This window comes from Williamsia muralis NBRC 105860 (assembly GCF_001598915.1).
Classification (GTDB): domain Bacteria; phylum Actinomycetota; class Actinomycetes; order Mycobacteriales; family Mycobacteriaceae; genus Williamsia; species Williamsia muralis.
This window is the reverse complement of the sequence record NZ_BDAP01000003.1, coordinates 56,573-76,490: the sequence shown is the minus strand read 5'-3', so window position 1 is coordinate 76,490 and position 19,918 is coordinate 56,573. Positions and strand designations below refer to the sequence as shown.

19 protein-coding genes are annotated in these 19,918 nt (G+C 65.1%); 4 read left to right on the top strand and 15 right to left on the bottom strand.

From position 1 onward, the window contains the following. Window positions 1–3: 3 nt before the first annotated feature. From kdpB to rsmD, 10 genes are all read right to left on the bottom strand, one after another. The gene (gene kdpB / locus WIMU1_RS12400) at window positions 4–2,112 is read right to left on the bottom strand and encodes a potassium-transporting ATPase subunit KdpB (protein WP_062797727.1); all 2,109 of its coding nucleotides are present in this window, start codon (window positions 2,110–2,112) and stop codon (window positions 4–6) included. Continuing rightward, window positions 2,109–3,836: a potassium-transporting ATPase subunit KdpA gene (gene kdpA / locus WIMU1_RS12395; protein WP_062797725.1), complete on the bottom strand. Its 1,728-nt coding sequence runs from the start codon at window positions 3,834–3,836 to the stop codon at window positions 2,109–2,111. The genes kdpB and kdpA overlap by 4 nt, the downstream gene beginning before the upstream one ends. 3 nt (window positions 3,837–3,839) lie before the next feature. Continuing rightward, window positions 3,840–3,938, bottom strand: a complete 99-nt coding sequence (locus tag WIMU1_RS12390; RefSeq protein ID WP_023960355.1) for a potassium-transporting ATPase subunit F — start codon at window positions 3,936–3,938, stop codon at window positions 3,840–3,842. 275 nt (window positions 3,939–4,213) lie between these two features. Then, window positions 4,214–4,858, bottom strand: a complete 645-nt coding sequence (locus tag WIMU1_RS12385; RefSeq protein ID WP_062797723.1) for a nitroreductase family protein — start codon at window positions 4,856–4,858, stop codon at window positions 4,214–4,216. A 28-nt stretch (window positions 4,859–4,886) separates the two neighbouring features. After that, window positions 4,887–5,774 carry a bifunctional DNA-formamidopyrimidine glycosylase/DNA-(apurinic or apyrimidinic site) lyase gene (gene mutM / locus WIMU1_RS12380; RefSeq protein WP_062797721.1) on the bottom strand — a complete coding sequence of 296 codons (888 nt, stop codon included), beginning with the start codon at window positions 5,772–5,774 and terminating at the stop codon, window positions 4,887–4,889. Next, window positions 5,767–6,501 (bottom strand): ribonuclease III, encoded by a 735-nt coding sequence (gene rnc, locus WIMU1_RS12375; protein WP_062797719.1) that lies wholly within the window; start codon window positions 6,499–6,501, stop codon window positions 5,767–5,769. The genes mutM and rnc overlap by 8 nt, the downstream gene beginning before the upstream one ends. Next, the gene (locus WIMU1_RS12370) at window positions 6,498–6,989 is read right to left on the bottom strand and encodes a YceD family protein (RefSeq protein WP_084248278.1); all 492 of its coding nucleotides are present in this window, start codon (window positions 6,987–6,989) and stop codon (window positions 6,498–6,500) included. Before WIMU1_RS12370 ends, rnc begins: the two co-directional genes overlap by 4 nt. A gap of 174 nt (window positions 6,990–7,163) precedes the next feature. Beyond that, complete coding sequence (locus WIMU1_RS12365) at window positions 7,164–7,937, bottom strand: DivIVA domain-containing protein (RefSeq protein ID WP_023960366.1); 774 nt, start codon at window positions 7,935–7,937, stop codon at window positions 7,164–7,166. Between the two features lie 188 nt (window positions 7,938–8,125). Continuing rightward, the gene (gene coaD / locus WIMU1_RS12360) at window positions 8,126–8,605 is read right to left on the bottom strand and encodes a pantetheine-phosphate adenylyltransferase (RefSeq protein WP_062797715.1); all 480 of its coding nucleotides are present in this window, start codon (window positions 8,603–8,605) and stop codon (window positions 8,126–8,128) included. A gap of 33 nt (window positions 8,606–8,638) precedes the next feature. Further along, window positions 8,639–9,199 carry a 16S rRNA (guanine(966)-N(2))-methyltransferase RsmD gene (gene rsmD, locus WIMU1_RS12355; protein ID WP_062797713.1) on the bottom strand — a complete coding sequence of 187 codons (561 nt, stop codon included), beginning with the start codon at window positions 9,197–9,199 and terminating at the stop codon, window positions 8,639–8,641. Window positions 9,200–9,388: 189 nt separating this feature from the next. On the opposite strand from rsmD, the gene ectA reads away from it, so the two are divergent. From ectA to WIMU1_RS12335, 4 genes are all read left to right on the top strand, one after another. After that, window positions 9,389–9,916: a diaminobutyrate acetyltransferase gene (gene ectA, locus WIMU1_RS12350; RefSeq protein WP_062797712.1), complete on the top strand. Its 528-nt coding sequence runs from the start codon at window positions 9,389–9,391 to the stop codon at window positions 9,914–9,916. A gap of 159 nt (window positions 9,917–10,075) precedes the next feature. Further along, complete coding sequence (gene ectB / locus WIMU1_RS12345) at window positions 10,076–11,353, top strand: diaminobutyrate--2-oxoglutarate transaminase (protein WP_062797710.1); 1,278 nt, start codon at window positions 10,076–10,078, stop codon at window positions 11,351–11,353. A gap of 45 nt (window positions 11,354–11,398) precedes the next feature. Beyond that, the gene (locus WIMU1_RS12340; protein WP_062797708.1) at window positions 11,399–11,797 is read left to right on the top strand and encodes an ectoine synthase; all 399 of its coding nucleotides are present in this window, start codon (window positions 11,399–11,401) and stop codon (window positions 11,795–11,797) included. A 193-nt stretch (window positions 11,798–11,990) separates the two neighbouring features. Then, on the top strand, window positions 11,991–12,905 hold the full coding sequence (locus WIMU1_RS12335; protein WP_062797707.1) for a Sir2 family NAD-dependent protein deacetylase: 915 nt from the start codon (window positions 11,991–11,993) through the stop codon (window positions 12,903–12,905). Here WIMU1_RS12335 and proB read toward each other — a convergent pair. From proB to WIMU1_RS12310, 5 genes are all read right to left on the bottom strand, one after another. Continuing rightward, the gene (proB, locus tag WIMU1_RS12330) at window positions 12,861–13,964 is read right to left on the bottom strand and encodes a glutamate 5-kinase (RefSeq protein ID WP_245969049.1); all 1,104 of its coding nucleotides are present in this window, start codon (window positions 13,962–13,964) and stop codon (window positions 12,861–12,863) included. The genes WIMU1_RS12335 and proB overlap by 45 nt on opposite strands. Then, window positions 13,957–15,426, bottom strand: coding sequence for a GTPase ObgE (gene obgE, locus WIMU1_RS12325; RefSeq protein WP_062797703.1), 1,470 nt, complete (start codon window positions 15,424–15,426; stop codon window positions 13,957–13,959). Before obgE ends, proB begins: the two co-directional genes overlap by 8 nt. Window positions 15,427–15,521: 95 nt before the next feature. Next, window positions 15,522–15,785 carry a 50S ribosomal protein L27 gene (gene rpmA / locus WIMU1_RS12320; RefSeq protein WP_023960381.1) on the bottom strand — a complete coding sequence of 88 codons (264 nt, stop codon included), beginning with the start codon at window positions 15,783–15,785 and terminating at the stop codon, window positions 15,522–15,524. Window positions 15,786–15,816: 31 nt separating this feature from the next. Continuing rightward, window positions 15,817–16,128 (bottom strand): 50S ribosomal protein L21, encoded by a 312-nt coding sequence (gene rplU / locus WIMU1_RS12315; RefSeq protein WP_023960383.1) that lies wholly within the window; start codon window positions 16,126–16,128, stop codon window positions 15,817–15,819. 173 nt (window positions 16,129–16,301) lie between these two features. Next, on the bottom strand, window positions 16,302–19,769 hold the full coding sequence (locus tag WIMU1_RS12310) for a translation initiation factor IF-2 N-terminal domain-containing protein (RefSeq protein ID WP_062797701.1): 3,468 nt from the start codon (window positions 19,767–19,769) through the stop codon (window positions 16,302–16,304). Window positions 19,770–19,918: the final 149 nt, after the last annotated feature.

The following is a 19,918-nucleotide window of genomic DNA, read 5'->3' as shown; positions in this document are numbered from 1 at the left end:
CAACTACCCCATTCCCGGGAGAAAACGGACTACCAGGTCGATCAGCCAGATGCCGACGAACGGTGTGATGACACCGCCGAGCCCGTAGACCAGCAGATTGCGGCCCAACAATGAGGAGGCCGACGAGGGCCGGTACCGAACCCCCTTGAGCGAGAGTGGGATCAGCGCGACGATGATCAGCGCATTGAAGATCACGGCGGATGTGATGGCCGACTGGGCCGAGTGCAATCCCATCACGTTGAGGGTGTCGAGCTGCGGGTAGATGCCACTGAACATCGCGGGCAGGATCGCAAAATACTTGGCGAGATCATTGGCCAGCGAGAAGGTGGTCAACGCTCCGCGGGTGATGAGCAACTGCTTGCCGATGGCCACGACGTCGATCAGCTTGGTGGGATCGGAGTCCAGATCCACCATGTTGCCTGCCTCCTTCGCCGCAGACGTCCCGGTGTTCATGGCAAGACCGACATCCGCCTGGGCAAGTGCCGGCGCGTCATTCGTGCCATCACCGGTCATCGCGACCAGTCGGCCACCCGCCTGCTCGCGACGGATCAGTGCGAGTTTGTCTTCCGGGGTCGCCTCGGCCACGAAATCGTCCACACCCGCCTCGTCGGCGATGGCCCGTGCGGTCAACGGGTTGTCACCGGTGACCATGACCGTCCGTATCCCCATCGCCCGGAGTTGCTCGAAGCGCTGGGCCATACCGGGTTTGACGACATCCGACAGAGCGATGACACCGATGACGCGGGCGGGTTGATCGTCTGCCGTGGTTCCGACCACCAGCGGGGTTCCTCCCGCCGATGCGATCTCCTCGACCCCGCGGGCCACTTCGGCCGGTACGGTGCCGCCGTTCTCACCGACCCAGGCGACGAGTGAGTCCGCAGCCCCTTTCCGGATGCTCCGTAGACCCGACGCCTCCGGCACATCGACCCCGGACATCCGGGTGTGCGCGGTGAACGGGACCACCACACGATCGTGCCGGGTCTCGGCGTCGATCGACATCGGGTCGATGCCGAAGTCGTCGCGGCACAGATCGACGATGCTGCGTCCCTCGGGAGTGTCGTCGGACAGGCTCGATCGGCAGGCCTCTCGCGCCATCTCCTCGTCGCTGATCCCGGGTGCCGGGATCAGCGCGGTGGCCCGGCGGTTGCCAAACGTGATGGTCCCGGTCTTGTCCATCAACAAGGTGTCGATGTCGCCGGCGGCCTCGACGGCGCGGCCCGACATCGCGAGCACATTGCGCTGCACCAACCGGTCCATGCCCGCGATGCCGATGGACGAGAGCAACGCACCGATGGTCGTCGGGATCAGGCACACCAGCAGGGCGATGAGTTTGATCGGGTCCGGAGACTGGCCTGCGTACTGCTGCATCGGCCCGGCTGCCACCACGGCGAGCAAGAAGATGATGGTCAGACTCGACAGCAAGATGTCGAGCGCGATCTCGTTCGGGGTCTTCTTACGCTCGGCACCCTCGACCAGTGCGATCATCCGGTCGACGAAGGACTCCCCCGGCGACGACGTGATCTGCACGACGATCCGATCCGAGAGCACGACGGTGCCACCAGTCACGGCGCAGCGATCACCTCCGGATTCCCTTACCACAGGCGCTGATTCGCCGGTGATGGCCGACTCGTCGACGGTGGCGATACCCTCCACGACGTCGCCGTCACCGGCGATCACCTCGCCTGCAGTCACCAGGATCCGGTCGCCGATGACCAGTGAGCCCCCTGAGATCTCGGTGATCGCTCCGTCGGGCCCGATTCGCCGAGCCATGGTGTCCTGTTTCACCTTTCGTAGGCTCGCCGCCTGCGCCCGGCCGCGTCCCTCGGCAACAGCCTCTGCCAGGCCCGCGAACAGCACCGTGAACCACAGCCAGAAGACCACGCCGAAAGCGAACCAGGACGGCTGCCACACCGCCAGAACAGTGGTGATGATCGCGCCGAGATACACGACGAACATCACCGGATTACGCGCTTGGTCCTTGGGGTTCAACTTCCGGATGGCTTGTGGCACCGCGCTGATCAGCTGGCGTGCATCGAACGCTCCGCTGCCGACCAGATCGGCCGTGGTGGTGGATACCGTGTCCGGTACGGGTTCATCAAGGATCGTGCTCATGCCAATGCCTCTGCGATCGGTCCCAGCGCCATCGCTGGGAAGAATGTGAGTCCGGCAACGAGAAGTACCGTGCCGGTGAGTAATCCGCCGAACAGCAGCCCGTGGGTGGGCAGCGTCGCCACCCGATCCCGAGTCCGAACCGCCACTGCGCCCCCGGAAGAGGACTCGGGTGCCGCAGGTCGTCGTTGAGCCGCGAGGCGGCCGGCGAGTGCGAGCACAAAGATCATCGGGAGGAAGCGGCCAAGCAGCATGGCCAGCCCCAAGGAGGTCTGGAACCAGTCGCTGGTGACCGTGAGACCACCGAAGGCGCTGCCATTGTTGTTCGCAGCTGAGGCGTAGGCGTACAGCACCTCGGAGAAGCCGTGCACCGAACCCGGGGTGCCGGGGTCACCTGCATTGCCCTGAAAAGTGCTGGTGGACTCGAGGATGACGGTGATGGACGTTCCGACGAGCACCAGAGCGGGCATCACCAGCACGTACAACGCAGCCATGGTGATCTCGCCCTGGCCGATCTTCTTCCCCAGGAACTCCGGACCGCGGCCCACCAGTAGGCCACCGACGAACACCGCGATGATGGCCAGGATCAGCATGCCGTAGAGCCCGGAGCCGACACCGCCCGGAGCGACCTCGCCGAGCAACATGTTCCAGATCAGTGCGCCGCCACCGGCAGCCGAAAAGCTGTCATGTGCCGAATCGACGGCGCCGGTCGAGGTTCCTGTGGTGGAGACGGCGAACAGTGCCGAGCCGGCCACGCCGAACCGCTGCTCCTTGCCTTCCATCATCGCGCCGGCCGCCTGGGCTGCAACGCCGTTGGTCTTCGACTCGAAGAACCACACGAGTGCGAGCATGGACGCCCAGATGACGGACATGACACCCAGGATGGTCACACCCTGCCTGCGGTCGCCGACGAGAGTCGAGTAGGTGCGGGTGAGGCACACGGGGATGATCAGCAACGCGATCACCTCGGCGACATTGCTCAAGGGTGTCGGATTGGAGAACGGATGGGCGGAGTTGGCCGCGAGCGTTCCGCCGCCGTTGGTGCCCAGCATCTTGATGGCTTCCTGGGACGCGAAGGGGCCGATCACGCTATGGCCGTTCGAGCCGTCGAGACCTACGAAGTCGAAGCCGCTCCGCAGCGACTGGACCGCTCCCTGGGTCAGCAACACAAGCGCCATCAGCCCGGCCAACGGCAACAAGATCCGTAGTGTGCCGCGCACCAGATCAACCCAGAAGTTGCCCAGTTTGCCCCCGCCCGCGGCGACGATGCCGCGTATCAGCGCGATGGCGACCGCCAGCCCGACTGCGGCCGACAGGAAGTTCTGGACGGCCAGACCGATCATCTGCGTCAGATTTCCCATCACCACTTCAGGCGAATACGACTGCCAGTTGGTGTTGGCGACAAACGAGATGGCTGTGTTGAAGGCCATCGCCGGGCTGACACCCGGACGGCCGTCTCCGAACGGCAGGATCCCCTGGACCCGTTGCAGGACATAGAGGAACACAACGCTGATGAACGAGAAGGCAAGTACGGCGACCGCATAGCCGACCCAGGTCTGCTGACGTGCCGAGTCGATCCGCGCCAGTCGGTAGATGAGTCGTTCAGGAGCGAGGTCGCGGCTGCTCCGGAACACCCGTGCCATGTAGTCACCGAGCGGCACGTACGCGGCGGCCAAGATGAGGATGACGATGCCCACCTGAGCAACTGCGGCCATTGTGGAGTCCACGGGTCAGAACCTCTCGGGACACACGAGAGCGACAGCCAGGTACAGCACCACGGCGATGGCGACGACCACGAGCACCACATTGGTCACGCCCTCGGCGGTCATCGGTCACCCCGCGCCGCGACCACCCGCACCACGACGAGGCACAACGCAAAACTCCCGAAAACCGCTGCCATGAAGGCAAGATCTGCCACGTTCCACTCCTGCACACGTGCCGGACTACTTCGACGAGTCCGGCTGGTGGTGCAAGCATGTATCCGTCGCCCGATCAGATCGACGGCGTTAACGGTCTTTCGACGCTGCGACCTGCGGTCTTCACGAGTTTTTTACGGCGTCCCGCTTCCGGGCCGAGGTTCTTCGCCATGGCCCGGACCGCCGGCTCACCACCGGTCGAAGTGGATCACATTGTCGAGCGGTTCTCGCGGCGCCGGCTTGAAGGTCTCACCCGTGTAGTACGCCGTCGGGATCAATGCCGCCTGGTGAAATCCCGCCGGCACGCCCAGCAGGTCGGCCACCTCGGCCTCACGTTGCAGATGCAGTGTGGTCCAGGCTGTTCCGAGGCCACGAGCGCGCGCCGCCAGGCAGTAGCTCCACGCGGCGGGCAGCAGGGAGCCCCACAATCCGGCCTGATTGTCCGGCGGCAAGGTCTTGCCCGCCTTGATGCACGGGATGACAAGAACGGGCACCTCGCCCATGTGCTCACCCAGCCACGCCACACTGCCGCCGACTCGCTGCTGAACCGGCGCCCGGTTCGGGTCATCGGCGAACAAAGCCGCGGCCGAATGGCGAGAGTTCAGATACTCCTCGGTCAATTCGCCGTAGATCCGGCCGACTGCCGCGCGCAGCTCCGGGTCGGTGATCACCAGCCATTGCCAGCCCTGATAATTGGAACCCGACGGCGCCTGCAACGCGACCTCCAGACATTCACGGACGAGTTCGATGGGCACCGGCCGCGTCAGGTCCAGGCGTTTACGTACCGTTCGGGTGGTGGTGAGCAATTCATCGGGTGTCAGATCCAGGGTCATGCCCCGATGATGCCCTAGCCATCACGGTCTAGATGCGTGGACGCACCTGGCAGCGTGGGCAACTGAACGAGCTGCGGTTCATGAACGCCTCTCGGCGCATCGTCGCGCCGCAACGACGACAGGCCTCCCCTTCACGCCCGTAGGCGTTCAGTGAGCGTTCGAAGTAGCCCGACTGTCCGTTGACGTTGACGTACAAGGCGTCGAATGACGTACCACCTTGATCGAGTGCTCGCTCCATCACGTCCTTGGCGTTGTCGAGCACCGACCGTAATGCCTTGGCGCTCAACTTGTCGGTGAGCCGCCTGCCATGAATCTTGCTGAGCCACAATGCCTCGTCGGCATAGATGTTGCCCACACCCGACACCACGGTCTGATCCAGCAGCGCACGTTTGACCTCGGTGTGCTTGGCCTTGAGCAGCCGGACAACGGCATCGGGGTCGTAGTCCGGGTCAAACGGATCGGGCGCGATGTGCGTGATCGACGCCGGCCCTGGCCCTCCGGTGGTCGAACGATGAGACGGCAGCTCGACCAGGTCGTCGACCATCCAGCCGCCGAATGTGCGTTGGTCGACAAACCGGAGTTCCTTGCCATCGTCGAGTGTCGCCCGGATTCGCAGGTGTTTCTCGTCCTCGGCACCGGCGGCCTGCACCAGCATCTGACCGCTCATTCCCAGGTGCACGACAAGAGCCAGTGCGTCGGCGCCACCGGACGGGTCCGCTTGCAGCCACAGGTATTTGCCGCGACGACGCGCAGCCGTGACGGTCGCCCCGGACAGCAGGCCGGTCAAGTCGAGTGGACCGCCCAGATGCCGCCGGACCGCCCTTGGGTGCAGGACGTCAACGGAGACGATGCGCCGACCGACCACGTGGGCGAGCAGACCGCGCCGAACGACCTCCACCTCGGGCAGTTCAGGCATCGTCTCCGGATCCGGAGATCGCCTTCCAGGCCGTCGAGGCCGCGAGTTGCTCGGCTTCTTTCTTGGTCCGCCCGACTCCTGACCCCATCGGGTCACCCGCGACAACCACCGTCGCGGTGAACTCCTTGCAATGATCCGGTCCGGTCGAGGTGATCTGGTAGGCAGGCACCCCCAGTCCCTTCTCGGCGGTCAGTTCCTGCAACGAGGTCTTCCAGTCGAGTCCGGCGCCCAGGGCGGCAGACCGGTTCAGTGCCGGCTCGAAAAGCTTCAGGACGGTCGCGCGAGCGGTTTCGAGACCGTGCTCGAGATGGACCGCACCGATCAACGCCTCCATGCCGTCGGCCAGGATGCTGGCCTTGTTCCGGCCACCGGTCATCTCTTCACCGCGGCCCAGACGTAGGTGAGCTCCCAGCCCGCCGGGTCCGAGTCCACGCGCGACATCGGCGAGGGCGTGCATGTTCACCACACTCGCCCGGATCTTGGCCAGCTCGCCTTCGGGGCGATCGGGATGGGTGCGGTACAGCTGCTCGGTGATCACCACCCCCAACACCGAATCACCGAGGAACTCCAGCCGTTCGTTGGTCGGCAGGCGACCGTGTTCGTACGCGTAGGAACGATGGGTCAGAGCCAGGGTGAGCATCTCATCGGACAGGGAAATATCCAGTGCGGCAAGCAGATAGGCATGATCGGAGTGCACTTGCGCGGCACCACGGTCGGTTTCGGTCACTTCTTCGACTCGGGTTCCTCGGCGAACTTCGCGGCAAGACCAGCCCACCGCGGGTCGATCTTGTCGTGGTGATGGCCGGGGTCCGCAACGGCCAGGCGTACACCGCATTCGGGACACAGCCCGGGGCAGTCAGGCGAGCACAGCGGCGTATTGGGGAGGTCGAGCGCCACCGCGTCGACGATGGCCTGTTCGAGATCGATGGTGTCATCGACGATGCGATGTACCTCGTCGGCGTCGGTGGTCTCGTCGGTCACACTGTCCGGATAGGCGAACAGTTCGGTCAGATAGACGCTCGACGTTCCCGCGATCGGCTCCAGGCAGCGAACACATTGCCCTTCGGTTTCACCACTGACGCACCCGGTGACCAGAACACCCTCGGACACGGCTTCGAGCCGCAAGTCGAGGTCGATGTCACTGCCGGCCGGGATCGCGATCATGTCCAGCCCGATGCGAGGGGCAGAGGTGATGGCACGATGCACCTCCTGCATCGAACCGGCACGTCGTCCGAGACTGCGAATGTCCAGACTGAACGGGCCGGTGGCGGGGCGATCGTGGCGGGTTGAATTACTCTCACGCTGCGACACAGGGAACCACGATACGCCCCTGATCACTGCATGCGACAATCCTGACGCCGCGCCGCGCCGCCGATCAAGACGCGGTGGTCAGACCGCCATTCCGGTGCCGAAATCCCCACGGTGAACATGCTCGGCGTAGTCGTGCACGCCTGCGCCTGTCCGGAGCTGTTGCCGACCACGATTGACCGAGCGGATCGTCCCGGTGAGGAGTTCCTCGAACTCGGCCAATTTGTTGTCCACGTAGATGTCGCATTCGCCGCGCAGACGATCGGACTCGACGTGTGCCGCGTCGATGACCCGCTCGGACTCGGCACGGGCAGCCTGGACCACCTCGGTCTCGGAGACGAGCCGTTGCTGCTCGGCGATGCCCTCGGCCACCGAGCGCTCGTAGTTCGCGTTGCCCGAGGCGATCATGCGTTCGGCCTCGGCGTGCGCACGACCGGTCACGGACTCGTACTCACGATGGGCCGCCGATGCCACCCGTTCGGCTTCGGCAGTGGCGTCCGCGAGCAGTTGTCCCGAGTGCGACTGCGCCTCGGCAACCATGCGGTCGGCCTGCGCTTTTGCCTCCGACAGGAGGCGATCGGCCTCTGCACGCGAATGCGCCAGCAACGAATCGGACTCCGCGGTGGCCTCACCGACGAGGGTGTCGGCCCGCATCCGCGCGTCGCCGATCAGCTTGTCGCGCTGATCGAGGACGTCCTGCGCGTCGTCGAGGTCACCGGGGATCGCGTCCTTGACGTCGTCGAGCAATTCGAGCACGTCGCCTCTGGGGACCACGCAACCCGCAGTCATCGGCACACTGCGCGCTTCTTCGACGATGGCGCCCAACTCATCCAGCGCTTCGAATACCCGGTACACAGCTACCTCACTCCTCGTCGCGACATCGGCCGGTGACCATCAAGTCCCCACCCGCGTGCAAACAGTGGTTGGTGTTAATTCTGTGACTATTGTGCCCACTGGTACGCCTGAGACTCGTCAACCTGCGGGGCGTGTCGTGATACCAAACCAGGATCTGTCCCGCTCGGCGGCCTGCCTGGACCGGCCGGTCAACGAGCGGAGAGTTTGGCGAGCAGTTGTTCGTGGACCACCGGCGGCAGGAACTCGCTGACCGGTCCACCGAGGGTGGCGACTTCCTTCACCAGCGAGCTCGAGACATGGGCCAGACGCGGGTCGGTCAGCATGAAAATGGTCTCGGCCCCGGTGAGATCCCGGTTCATCTGCGCCATCGGCAGCTCGTACTCGAAGTCCACGGCGCCGCGCAGGCCCTTCACGATCGTGTCCATCCCCTGCGAACGCACATAGTCCACGAGCAATCCCTGCCAGCTGTCGACCCGAACGTTGGGCAGGTGCGAGGTGGTCTCCCTCAGGAGAGCAATGCGTTCGGGGATCGTGAAGAGACCACTCTTCTTCGGATTGACCATCACGGTGATCACCAGCTCATCGAACCGGGCGGCAGCCCGCTCGAAGACGAACAGATGACCCGAGGTCACCGGGTCGAATGAACCCGGACAAACAGCTCCCGACATGGGAGTCAAGTTATCAGCCTGCGGGCAGCCGACTCACCCATGTGGCGGGCGGTACAGGGCAACCTCGACCCGGGTTTCCCCATACCGGCGGATGAGGACGTCATCGAACTCGGACGGCCACCAGGTGTCAGCCGCGCGAGCAGCGCGCTCCAGCACGACCAGTCCCCCGTCGGAGACCGCCCCGTCCGCGAGCTGCCGAACCAGGTGCGCAACCTCATCTTCGGGCAGATCGTAGGGCGGATCGGCGAGCACGAGGTCGTAGGCACCGCCGCTGCGCTCGAGATGTTCAGCCGCTCGGCGGCGGATCACCCGCCCGCCCGACAACCCCGACGCCCTGATATTCGCCTCGATGGTCTTCACCGCTTTGGCATCGGCCTCCACGAACGTCACCGATTCGGCCCCCCGCGACAACGCCTCGAGCCCCAGCGCACCGCTTCCGGCGAACAGATCGAGCACGATCAGCCCGGTGAAGTCGATGCGGGCCGCCAAGATGTTGAACATCGATTCCCGCACCCGGTCGGTGGTCGGCCGGGTGCCGGCGGCGGGCACCGACAGTCGGCGACCGCGGGCCGAGCCGGCGATGATGCGGGTCATGCGTCCATTGTTTCGGGTGTCCGGCCCGGCCCCGGAACCCGGGTCGGGCGGCCCAACTACTTGCAGCCTGCAAGTTTTTGTGAGCCACCTCACAAACCGGGGTTGAACAGGGCTTATACCGGCGCTTTTGCGACCAATTTCGACAACCGGGTGACTTTGGTGTGACACGTTGTTAACTTCAAATTCGATATGAGCCCAACTCAGATCAGCGCTACCCTAACCGCCGCGCCGGACGCGGTGGCATTTCGTTCGCCAAAGGTTTCCGACGGAGTCCGGCTCTGGGAAATCGCCCGTGACTCGCAAGTTCTCGATCTGAACTCGAGTTACGCCTACCTTTTGTGGTGCAAGGATTACGCCGAGACATCGGTGGTCGCCGAAGTGGACGGACGCGTCGTCGGCTTTGTCACCGGTTACCTTCGCCCCGAACTCCCCGATGTGGTGATGGTCTGGCAGGTCGCTGTCGACGCCGACCAACGGGGGCTCGGTCTCGCCGGAAAAATGCTGTCCCAGTTGATGGATCGGCTGGAGCCGCGCGGCATCACCACCCTGCACACAACGATCAGTCCGGACAACGAGGCGTCGGTGGCCCTGTTCACCGCCCTGGCCGAACGTCGCGGCATGAGCATCACCAAGGAGAGCTTCTTCTCCCCTGCCGACTTCCCGGACGACCACGAACCAGAAGATCTGTACGCCGTCGCACCGCGACGCTCGAGATGATCTGTCGCGGTTAGCAACACCGCATCCGACCACCGCTACCCGTGGTCACTTCACGGCAGAGCCGGGACCGACCCGGCCGCCACATCGGCACCAGTTGGAATACAGCTGTATTTTTCGCACCCTACTGTGCTTCAGGCACACCCGGAGGACACGACAGACATGACTGCATCCATCCAAGAAACGTTTTCCAGCAACATCTTCGAGACCCGCGAGTCCGAGGTTCGTAGCTACAGCCGCGGCTGGCCGGCAATCTTCACCAAGGCCAAGGGCGCATGGCTCACCGACCGCGACGGCAAGCAGTACCTCGACTTCTTCGCCGGCGCCGGTGCATTGAACTACGGGCACAACAACCCGATCCTCAAGTCGGCCCTGCTCGACTACATCGAGAACGACGGCATCACCCACGGTCTGGACATGTCCACCGTCGCGAAAGGCGAGTTCCTGCAGGCATTCCAGGACAAGATCCTGCTGCCGCGCGGACTCGACTACAAGGTCCAGTTCCCCGGACCCACCGGTGCCAACACCGTCGAGAGCGCTCTGAAGCTGGCCCGCAAGGTGACCGGTCGTACATCGATCATCAACTTCACCAACGCATTTCACGGTATGACCCTGGGAGCACTCTCGGTCACCGGCAACTCGATGAAGCGCGCCGGCGCAGGTATTCCCCTGGTGCACGCCACTCCGATGCCGTTCGACAACTACTTCGATGGTGTCGTCGAGGACTTCAGCTGGTTCGAGCGCGTTCTCGACGACTCGGGTAGCGGTCTCAACCGTCCGGCAGCCGTGATCGTCGAGACCGTCCAGGGCGAAGGCGGCGTCAACGTGGCCCGGCCGGAGTGGCTCAGGGCCCTCGCCGAACTGTGCAAGCGGCGCGAGATCCTCTTGATCGTCGACGACGTCCAGATGGGCTGTGGCCGGACCGGACCGTTCTTCTCGTTCGAGATCGCCGGCATCGAGCCCGACATCGTCACGATGTCGAAGTCGATCAGCGGCTACGGAATGCCCATGGCCCTGACACTGTTCAAGCCGCACCTCGACGTGTGGGCACCGGGCGAGCACAACGGCACCTTCCGCGGCAACAACCCCGCCTTCGTCACCGCCAAGAAAGCGATCGAGACCTACTGGTCGGACGACAAGTTCGAGAACGAGGTCATCGCCAAGGGTGAGCGGATCCGCGACTCGTTCATCTCGCTGTGCAGCGCACACCAGGGCATCACGACCCGCGGTCGGGGCATGGTCCAAGGACTGGTGTTCGACGACGCCGAAAAGGCGGGCAAGGTGTGCGCACTCGCGTACGACCGTGGGCTGCTCGTCGAGACCTCCGGCCCGTCAGACCAGGTCGTCAAGTTGCTGCCGCCGCTGACCATCACCATCGAAGAGCTCGATCAGGGGCTGGCGATCCTCGGCCAGGCCACAGCCGAGGTGCTCAGCGCCTGAGCCAGCCCGACTCGACGAAAACTCAAGCGCGCGAAAGGACTACACGTGATCGTACGTACCACCAAGGAAATCACCGGCACCGAACGTGATGTCGAGGCGGATAACGGAAATTGGCGCTCCAAGCGCATCGTCCTCGGCGGCGACAAAGTGGGCTTCTCCTTCCACGAGACGACCATCAAGGCAGGTTCGGTCAACGAGTTCCACTACGCCAATCATGTCGAAGCGGTGTGGCTGGTGGCGGGCACCGGGACACTCACCGATCGCGAGACCGGCGAGGTGTACCCGCTCGGGCCGGGCACGATGTATCTCCTCAACGGGCACGAACGGCATACGGTCACCGCTGACACCGAGCTTCGCATGCTCTGTGTGTTCAATCCGCCGGTGGTCGGAACCGAAACCCACGACGAGAACGGCGTCTACCCGCTGGTCACCGTCGGCACCTGACCGGTTCGCCGGATGGCGGGCCCTGAACCCGGGCTTCGCTGGGTAGCGTTGTGCTGGCGCTTGTGCGATTGCGTCAGATGCCCGGGCCCTCCGACCGTCACCCGAGACGAGCCAGCAAGAAACTCGGCACCCCGACGGGGGTGCCGAGTTCTCGTCACCGGGGTGCTGTCGCGGTCGGGGTATTCTGGACGAGGTGCGAACCCGCCCCATTCGCTGGACACCGGCCCAGCCCACCGCACCGGACCCCGATCTGCCCCAACGGATCGACGAGCTGGCACAGCTCCTCGACGGACGTCGTGTGCTCGCGCTGACCGGGGCCGGGATGTCGACGGATTCAGGGATACCGGACTACCGCAGCCCCGGAACTCCCCCACGGACACCGATGACCATCGAGATGTTCTTGAGTTCGAGCGACTTCCGCCGCCACTACTGGGCACGTAATCACCTCGGCTGGCGTCACATGGACGCGGCCGTCCCCAACGCGGGCCACCGCGCACTCGCCGCCTTGGAACGCCGGGGCAAGGTGAGCGGGGTGATCACGCAGAACGTCGACATGCTCCACCTCAAGGCCGGCAACCGCGCCGTGCTCGAACTCCACGGCAGCTACGGGCGTGTTCGTTGCCTCGACTGCGAACACCGGGTCTCCCGGCACAGGCTTGCCGAACTCCTGGAGCCGGCAAATGCCGAGTTCGTCAGCAGGATTCGTGGCCGCGGCGCCATCGAGGTGGCCCCTGACGCCGATGTGGTTGTGGAGGACACCACCGACTTCGCGATGCTCGACTGTCCGGACTGCGGCGGAATACTCAAACCAGACATCGTCTACTTCGGCGAAAGCGTCCCGAAAGCAGTTGTGCAGCAAGGCTATTCGATGGTCGATGACGCCGATGCGGTACTCGTCCTGGGGTCATCCCTGACGGTGATGAGTGGGCTGAGATTTGTTCGACACGCCAGGCGTACCGGCAAACCGATCGCCATCGTCAACCGGGGACACACTCGCGGCGACGAGTGCGCGACCATAAAGATCGACGGTTCGTGCTCGGAGGTGCTAACCGGGTGGCTGGAGTCAGACCGCGACGAGATCATCGGCGTGAACCACCGGCCGTCGTAGATCAGGGGGCAGATCGGCCTTCGACTTGCCCACCATCTGCGCAACCTCGGTAGCGTCGTACGCCACGACCCCCCTGGCCATCGTGTGGCCGGACTTATCCGTCAGATCGACCACGTCGCCACCATAGAATCGGCCCGACACCGCGGTGATACCGGCCGACAGCAGTGAACGGCGCGCGGTGGCAACGGCCTGCACCGCCCCGTCATCGAGCACCAGACGTCCACTGGCTTCTGCGGCGTGCCGCACCCAGAACTTGCGCGCCGAAAGTCGTTGCGGTCGAGGCGCAAACGCAGTACCGACCGAGGCATCGGTCAGCGCTGCGGCAGCATCGGCCGCCGCTGCCAGCAGCACCGGCAACCCGGCATCCGCGGCGAGGCGGGCAGCCGACAATTTCGATGCCATGCCGCCGGTCCCCAGGGCGCCACCGGTGCCGGCGATCACACCGTCGAGGTCCTCGGGGCCGTCGACCTCCGAGATCATGGAAGCATTGCCCTTGCGGGGATCCCCGTCGTAGAGACCGTCGACATCGGACAGAAGGACCAGCGCATCAGCGCCCGCCAGGTGCGCCACCAGAGCCGCCAGCCGATCGTTGTCACCGAAGCGGATCTCGTTGGTTGCCACGGTGTCGTTCTCGTTGACGATCGCGACCGCGCCGAGAGACCGCAATCGATCGAGGGTGCGCTGCGCATTGGCGTGGTGTGCACGCAGCGAGATGTCATGGGCCGTCAGCAGAACTTGCCCGACGGTGCGACCGTATCGGGCGAACGACGTGTTCCATGCGTGCGCGAGGGCCAACTGACCGACGCTGGCCGCGGCCTGCTTGGTGGCCAGATCCTTCGGCCGGCTCCTGAGACCCAACGGCGCGATACCCGCTCCGATTGCGCCGGACGACACCACGATGACGTCCGAACCGGCCTGCATCCGCGCTTCGATCGCATCGGCGAGGGCATCGAGACGGCCTGTGTCCAGGCCGGTCGCCAACTCGGTCAGCGCCGAGGAGCCGATCTTGACCACAACGCTGCGAGCTCCCGAAATCTGTTGCCGGGTAACACTAGCCACGTTCGTCCGGATCCTCGGCATCCACATCGAGGCCGCGCCGCAGCCGTCGTGCGATCTTGCGCTCGGAGGCACCGACGCGTTCCGGACGATCCAGACGGATATCGGTGCCGCGACCGCTCATGGGGAAGTCCTCCGCGACAGGCGTCTGCGGTTCCCACTCGAAGGACACGTCTCCGATGGTGACCGGGCAGCCGGGCTCGGCGCCTTGCTTGACCAGTTCCGCCTCGACACCGAGCCGGTTGAGTCGGTCGGCGAGATATCCGACGGCTTCGTCGTTCTCGAACTGCGTCTGCTTGATCCAGCGCTCCGGCCGCGTGCCGCGCACGATGAAACCACCGGGCTGATCGGGATCGGCGATCACCGAGAAACCGTTGTCGTCGGTGGGGATCGGGCGGATCACCGGGCGCCTGGCAACCGGTTTCGGATGGTCAATGCGGTACTGGCGCACCATGTCGGCCAGTGCGTAGGTGAGTTCCTTGAGGCCCTTGTGGGAGACGGCAGAGATCGCGTACACCGGCCAGCCACGTTCTTGCAGTTCAGGAGTGACCATCTCGGCGAGTTCGGCCGCGTCGGGCACGTCGGTCTTGTTCAGGATGACCACGCGAGGCCGGTCGGCGAGATGCCCGAGACCGGTATCTGCCTGCAGAGCGGGCTGATACGCGGCCAACTCGGCCTCCAGCGCGTCGATGTCCGACACCGGGTCTCGACCGGGCTCGAGAGTGGCGCAATCGACCACGTGCGCAAGCACCGCACAGCGTTCGAGGTGACGGAGAAACTCCAACCCCAGACCGCGGCCGGCAGACGCTCCCGGAATCAGCCCAGGTACGTCCGCGACGGTGAAGACATCTGAACCACTGTTCACCACACCAAGGTTCGGCTGGAGCGTGGTGAAAGGGTAATCGGCGATCTTCGGCTTGGCCGCCGAGAGCACCGAGACGAGAGACGATTTGCCTGCGGACGGGAAACCCACGAGGCCGACATCGGCGACCGATTTGAGTTCGAGGACGAGCTCGCGGATCTCGCCTTCCTCCCCCAGCAGAGCGAAGCCAGGCGCCTTACGCGCTTTGGACGCCAGCGAGGCGTTACCGAGACCTCCGCGTCCACCGGACGCCGCAGCGAAAGTGGTTCCTGCACCGACCATGTCGGCCAGGAGCCGACCGTCGCGGTCGAGCACCATGGTGCCGTCAGGGACAGGGAGAACCAGTGGTTCCCCGTTTGCGCCGTCACGGTTGGCACCCGCACCGGGCCGGCCGTTACCGGCCTTCGCGTGCGGATGGAAGTGGAAGTCGAGCAGGGTGTGAACCTGCGGGTCGACCACGAGGGTGACATCGCCACCGTTGCCACCGTTGCCGCCGTCGGGTCCGCCGAGGGGTTTGAACTTCTCGCGGTGCACCGATGAGCAGCCATGACCACCGTTGCCCGCCGTTGCGTGAATCGTCACGCGGTCAACAAATCTGGACATGGAACCACCTGTGAGAGAGTTTGGAATTTTCTAAGGGGCGGGCGGGATCTGGTGATCCTGCCCGCCCCTTAGGAGCTGGATTGCATTGCGCCGGATCAGGCCTGCGCAGGCTCCGGAACGATGTTCACGGTCTTGCGGCCACGCTTGCTGCCGAACTCCACAGCACCGGGAGCCAGGGCGAACAGCGTGTCGTCGCCGCCACGACCGACGTTGACGCCGGGGTGAAAGTGTGTACCGCGCTGGCGGACCAGGATCTCACCGGCGCTCACCTGCTGGCCGCCGAAGCGCTTCACACCGAGTCGCTGAGCATTCGAGTCGCGCCCGTTGCGCGAGCTGGATGCACCCTTCTTATGTGCCATGACAGTTCTCCTGAAAAGTGTGGGGGCGTGCTTACTTGATGCCGGTGACCTTGAGGACCGTCAACTTCTGACGGTGACCCTGACGCTTGTGGTAGCCGGTCTTGTTCTTGAACTTGTGGATGCGGATCTTCGGACCCTTGACGTGCTCGACGACCTCACCGGTCACCGAGATCTTCGCCAACTTGTCGGCGTCCGTGGTCAGATCGGCACCGTCGACGACAAGCGTCACGGGAAGTGAGACGGTCGCGCCGAGTTCACTGTCGATCTTCTCGACCTTCACCAGATCGCCTTCAGCGACCTTGTACTGCTTACCGCCGGTCTTGACGATCGCGTACGTTGCCATCGGAGAGCTACCTCTTACTGTCTGTCGTGTGTTGTTCGGGCTCTTGCCCGTTGCCGATCCGGCCGGGCGCCGTCTTTCCGAGCACAGCGCAATCCGTCCGCCGAATGGCGACTGATCCAGGTTACGGGAGTGTGGCGGGCCGGGTCAAACTGACCCGGTACGACCCGCAATCCTCACTCCTCCACCGGCGGACCTGCAGGTCGTCCGGCTGCGCGCCGTCGCGGCGTGCGCCGTACCGCCACAGCCGGCTCGGTGGACGCGGAGGTCCCGACCGGCCCCGAGGTGGTCACCGGTGAGGCGATGACCTCGGCGATGACAGCGGGATCGGTCGCCGTGGTGGGAGCCGCCGGCTTGCGCCGCACTGCGCGTCGCCGTTTTGGCGGGGCACTCTGCGGTGTTTGTCCGGATTCGTCAGCGGTGCTCTGCTGCGTGTCACCGGCCGCCTCGGTTGCCGGGCTGTGTGCCGTTTCGTCCACGGGGCTCGCGGTCTCGGATGTGCCCGACTTCTCGGGCTTCTGGGATTCCTCGGGCTTCTGGGATTTCTCGGACTTCGCGGACTTCTTGGGGGCAGCCGACGCCGACCGGTCTGCGTCCGATGACGTGATGGCCGGAGCGGGATCACCGTGAACCTTCTCCGACCCTGCAGCCGTGTCCTCGACGGCCGCAGACGCGGACATCGTGGACGTGGTCTCCTCGGTGCCGGCCTCGGTGCGGGCAGCAGCGTTGCCGGACTGCTCCGAACCCGTCTCCGTGACCTCGAAATCGGTCTCCGTTTCGGGTGTCTCGGAATCGGGCGTGTGGCTGGCCATCGCCCGGAACATCGGGTGCTCGGCGGGACTGTGGGCAGCCGGTTTGCTCTCGACAGCTGCAGGCTGATCCGCTTTGCCACCACGACGGTTGCGCCGCGCCCTCTTGGTGTTGTCGCCGCGGCCTGCCTGATCATCGCCGGACGAGATCTCGACCGGGTTGGCGTGCACGACGATGCCGCGCCCGTTACAGCAGGTGCAGGTGGTCGAGAATGCTTCGAGCAAACCGGTTCCAAGGCGCTTTCGCGTCATCTGCACCAAGCCGAGCGACGTCACCTCCGACACCTGATGGCGGGTGCGATCGCGGCCCAATGCCTCGGTGAGCCTGCGCAGGACCAGGTCTCGGTTCGACTCGAGGACCATGTCGATGAAGTCGACGATGATCATGCCGCCGATGTCGCGCAACCTCATCTGCCGGACGATCTCTTCGGCAGCCTCGAGGTTGTTGCGGGTCACCGTCTCTTCGAGGTTTCCGCCCGAGCCGGTGAACTTGCCTGTGTTCACGTCGACGACGGTCATCGCCTCGGTGTGCTCGATGATCAGCGTTCCACCGGAGGGCAACCACACCTTGCGGTCCAATGCCTTTGCCAACTGCTCGTCGATCCGGTGCACGTCGAACACGTCAGGCGCATCGGCGTGGGCCTTCTCGAATCGCTCGGTGCGGTCGAGCAGGTCGGGTGCGACGCCTCGGACGTAGTTCTCCACCTGGTTCCAGGCACCGTTGCCCTCGACGATGAGCTTCTTGAAGTCTTCGTTGAAGAGGTCACGGACCACCTTCACGAGAAGGTCCGGCTCTTCGTACAACGTCTGCGGCGCACCGGATTTCGAGCTACCGGCCGCCGAGGTGGCCGCGTTGATGGTTTCCCACTGCTGTTGCAGACGTTCGATGTCGGCCGTCAACTCTTCGGCCGAGACACCTTCGGACGCGGTGCGGATGATCACACCGGCGTCGTCGGGAACGATCTTGCCGAGGATCTGCTTGAGGCGTTTGCGCTCGGTGTCGGGAAGCTTGCGGCTGATCCCAGTGGAGCCGCCGCCCGGCACGTACACCAGGTACCGGCCGGCCAGGGAGATCTGCGTGGTCAAACGGGCACCCTTGTGCCCGACCGGGTCCTTGCTGACCTGGACCAAGACCTGGTCACCGGGACGCAGGGCCTGTTCGATCTTGCGTGATCCGCCATCGAGACCGGCTGCGTCCCAGTTCACCTCACCGGCGTAGAGGACGCCGTTGCGTCCCCGTCCGATGTCGACGAAGGCAGCTTCCATGCCGGGCAGGACGTTCTGCACCCGACCGAGGTAGATGTTGCCCACCATCGACGAGGAGTTGGACGTGGTCACGAAGTGCTCGACCAGTACGCCGTCTTCCAGCACCGCAACCTGGGTGTAATCGCGGGTCTGCTGATTCGAGGAATCGGCGTTGCCGTCGGCGTGCGTGTCCCCATGAGTGACCGTTGCGGCCACACCCGAGCGTTCGCGCACAACCATCACCCGGTCGACCGCTTCGCGGCGGGCCAGGAATTCCGACTCACTCAGGATGGGCGGACGACGCCGTCCCGCGTCGCGGCCATCACGGCGTCGCTGGCGCTTGGCCTCGAGACGGGTGGACCCGGAGATGCCCTGCACCTCATCGCGGCCGCGCGACTTGTTCCGTGGCTCACGTTCGTGCACCACCGTGTTGGGCGGGTCGTCGGCAGGCAGCGGTTCGTCGCCCTCTCCGCCTTTGCGGCGGCGCCTGCGACGACGCCGGCGATTTGCCGAGGTGCCGTCGCCCGAGTCGTCCTGATCATCGGAGTCCGAGGAGTCCGATTCGGCCGACTGGTCGGAGTCGTCGTCATCGCCACCGGCCGTCTCGTCGGCGGGAGCGTCGGACGCCGAGCCGTCTGGGCCCTGCTCGTTGTCGCCTTCGGAGTCGGGCCGGGCTTTCTTCGGCCTACTCCGCTTTCGCCTGTTGCCCGATTTCGTCTCGGGCTTGGCGGCTTCGTCGTCGGTGTCGGAGGCGTCGTCAGAGTCTGCCGAGGCGCCGTCCTGGGTCTCCCGCGCCGACTCTCCGGCCGAATCGGTGGCGTCCGTGTCCGAATCGTCGTCGCCGAAGTCACCGCCGGCCTGGTCACCGCGTCCACGACCGCGACCACGACGACCGCGACGCCGTTTCCGCGAACCCGACTCGCTCTCGTCGTCCGAATCGTCGGTATCGGTGTCGGCGTCCGCGTCGACCGAGTCCTTGGTGCTCTGCGGGATGGGAGCTGATTGTTCTGCCGACAGGAAGAGCGGCGATCCTGCCCCGGCCCCGGCAGAGGTCGTCGGCGTGTGCCGAGGCTGCTCCTCTTCCACCGCGGAGAAGAGACTGGGAATCGACCTCTCGCGTGGTGCCGACTCCGGCGCCTTGTCAGCGGGCTCGGCCTCGGCCGGCGCGTCCTCACTGGGTGCAGTTGCCGCCGCAGCGACCTCGGCGTCCTCGGGTGGGGAGACATCCTCTGGTGTCGGCTCGGCGACAGGCGCAGCCGATACCTCCGCCGAGGGCTCGGTCTCGACCGGCACGTCGGCCGGCTGGGGGTCGGCCGGCGGGGCGTCGACATCGGCGGTGATGGCATCGTCGCCCTCCACCGACTCGTCGGCGGGTGGCGGATTGATCCGGTCGCGTACCGCGATGGCAGTGCTGCGCACGATGCTCGACTGTGGGCTGCGAGCCGCGATGCCCAGCTCGGCGAGGTGCGCGAGCACCTCGCGGCTGCTGAGGCCAAGAATCCTGGCCAGCGCGTGCACTCGTAGTTTGTGCGGGAATTCTTGCGCCGAACCTGTGCTGTTCAGTTCGTCCGGCGACTGCGTGTCGGCCACGTATTCTCCTCAAGCCCCCGGGCGCGGATAAACGCGGCCACGCGAGGGCTGTGCTATTTACCCGGACTGCGCCGGGATTGTAGGTCTCGCTTCGCCCTATGTCGGCGGGGATGACCCCGCGTTCACCGGCGATGCCTGGCGTGATGACT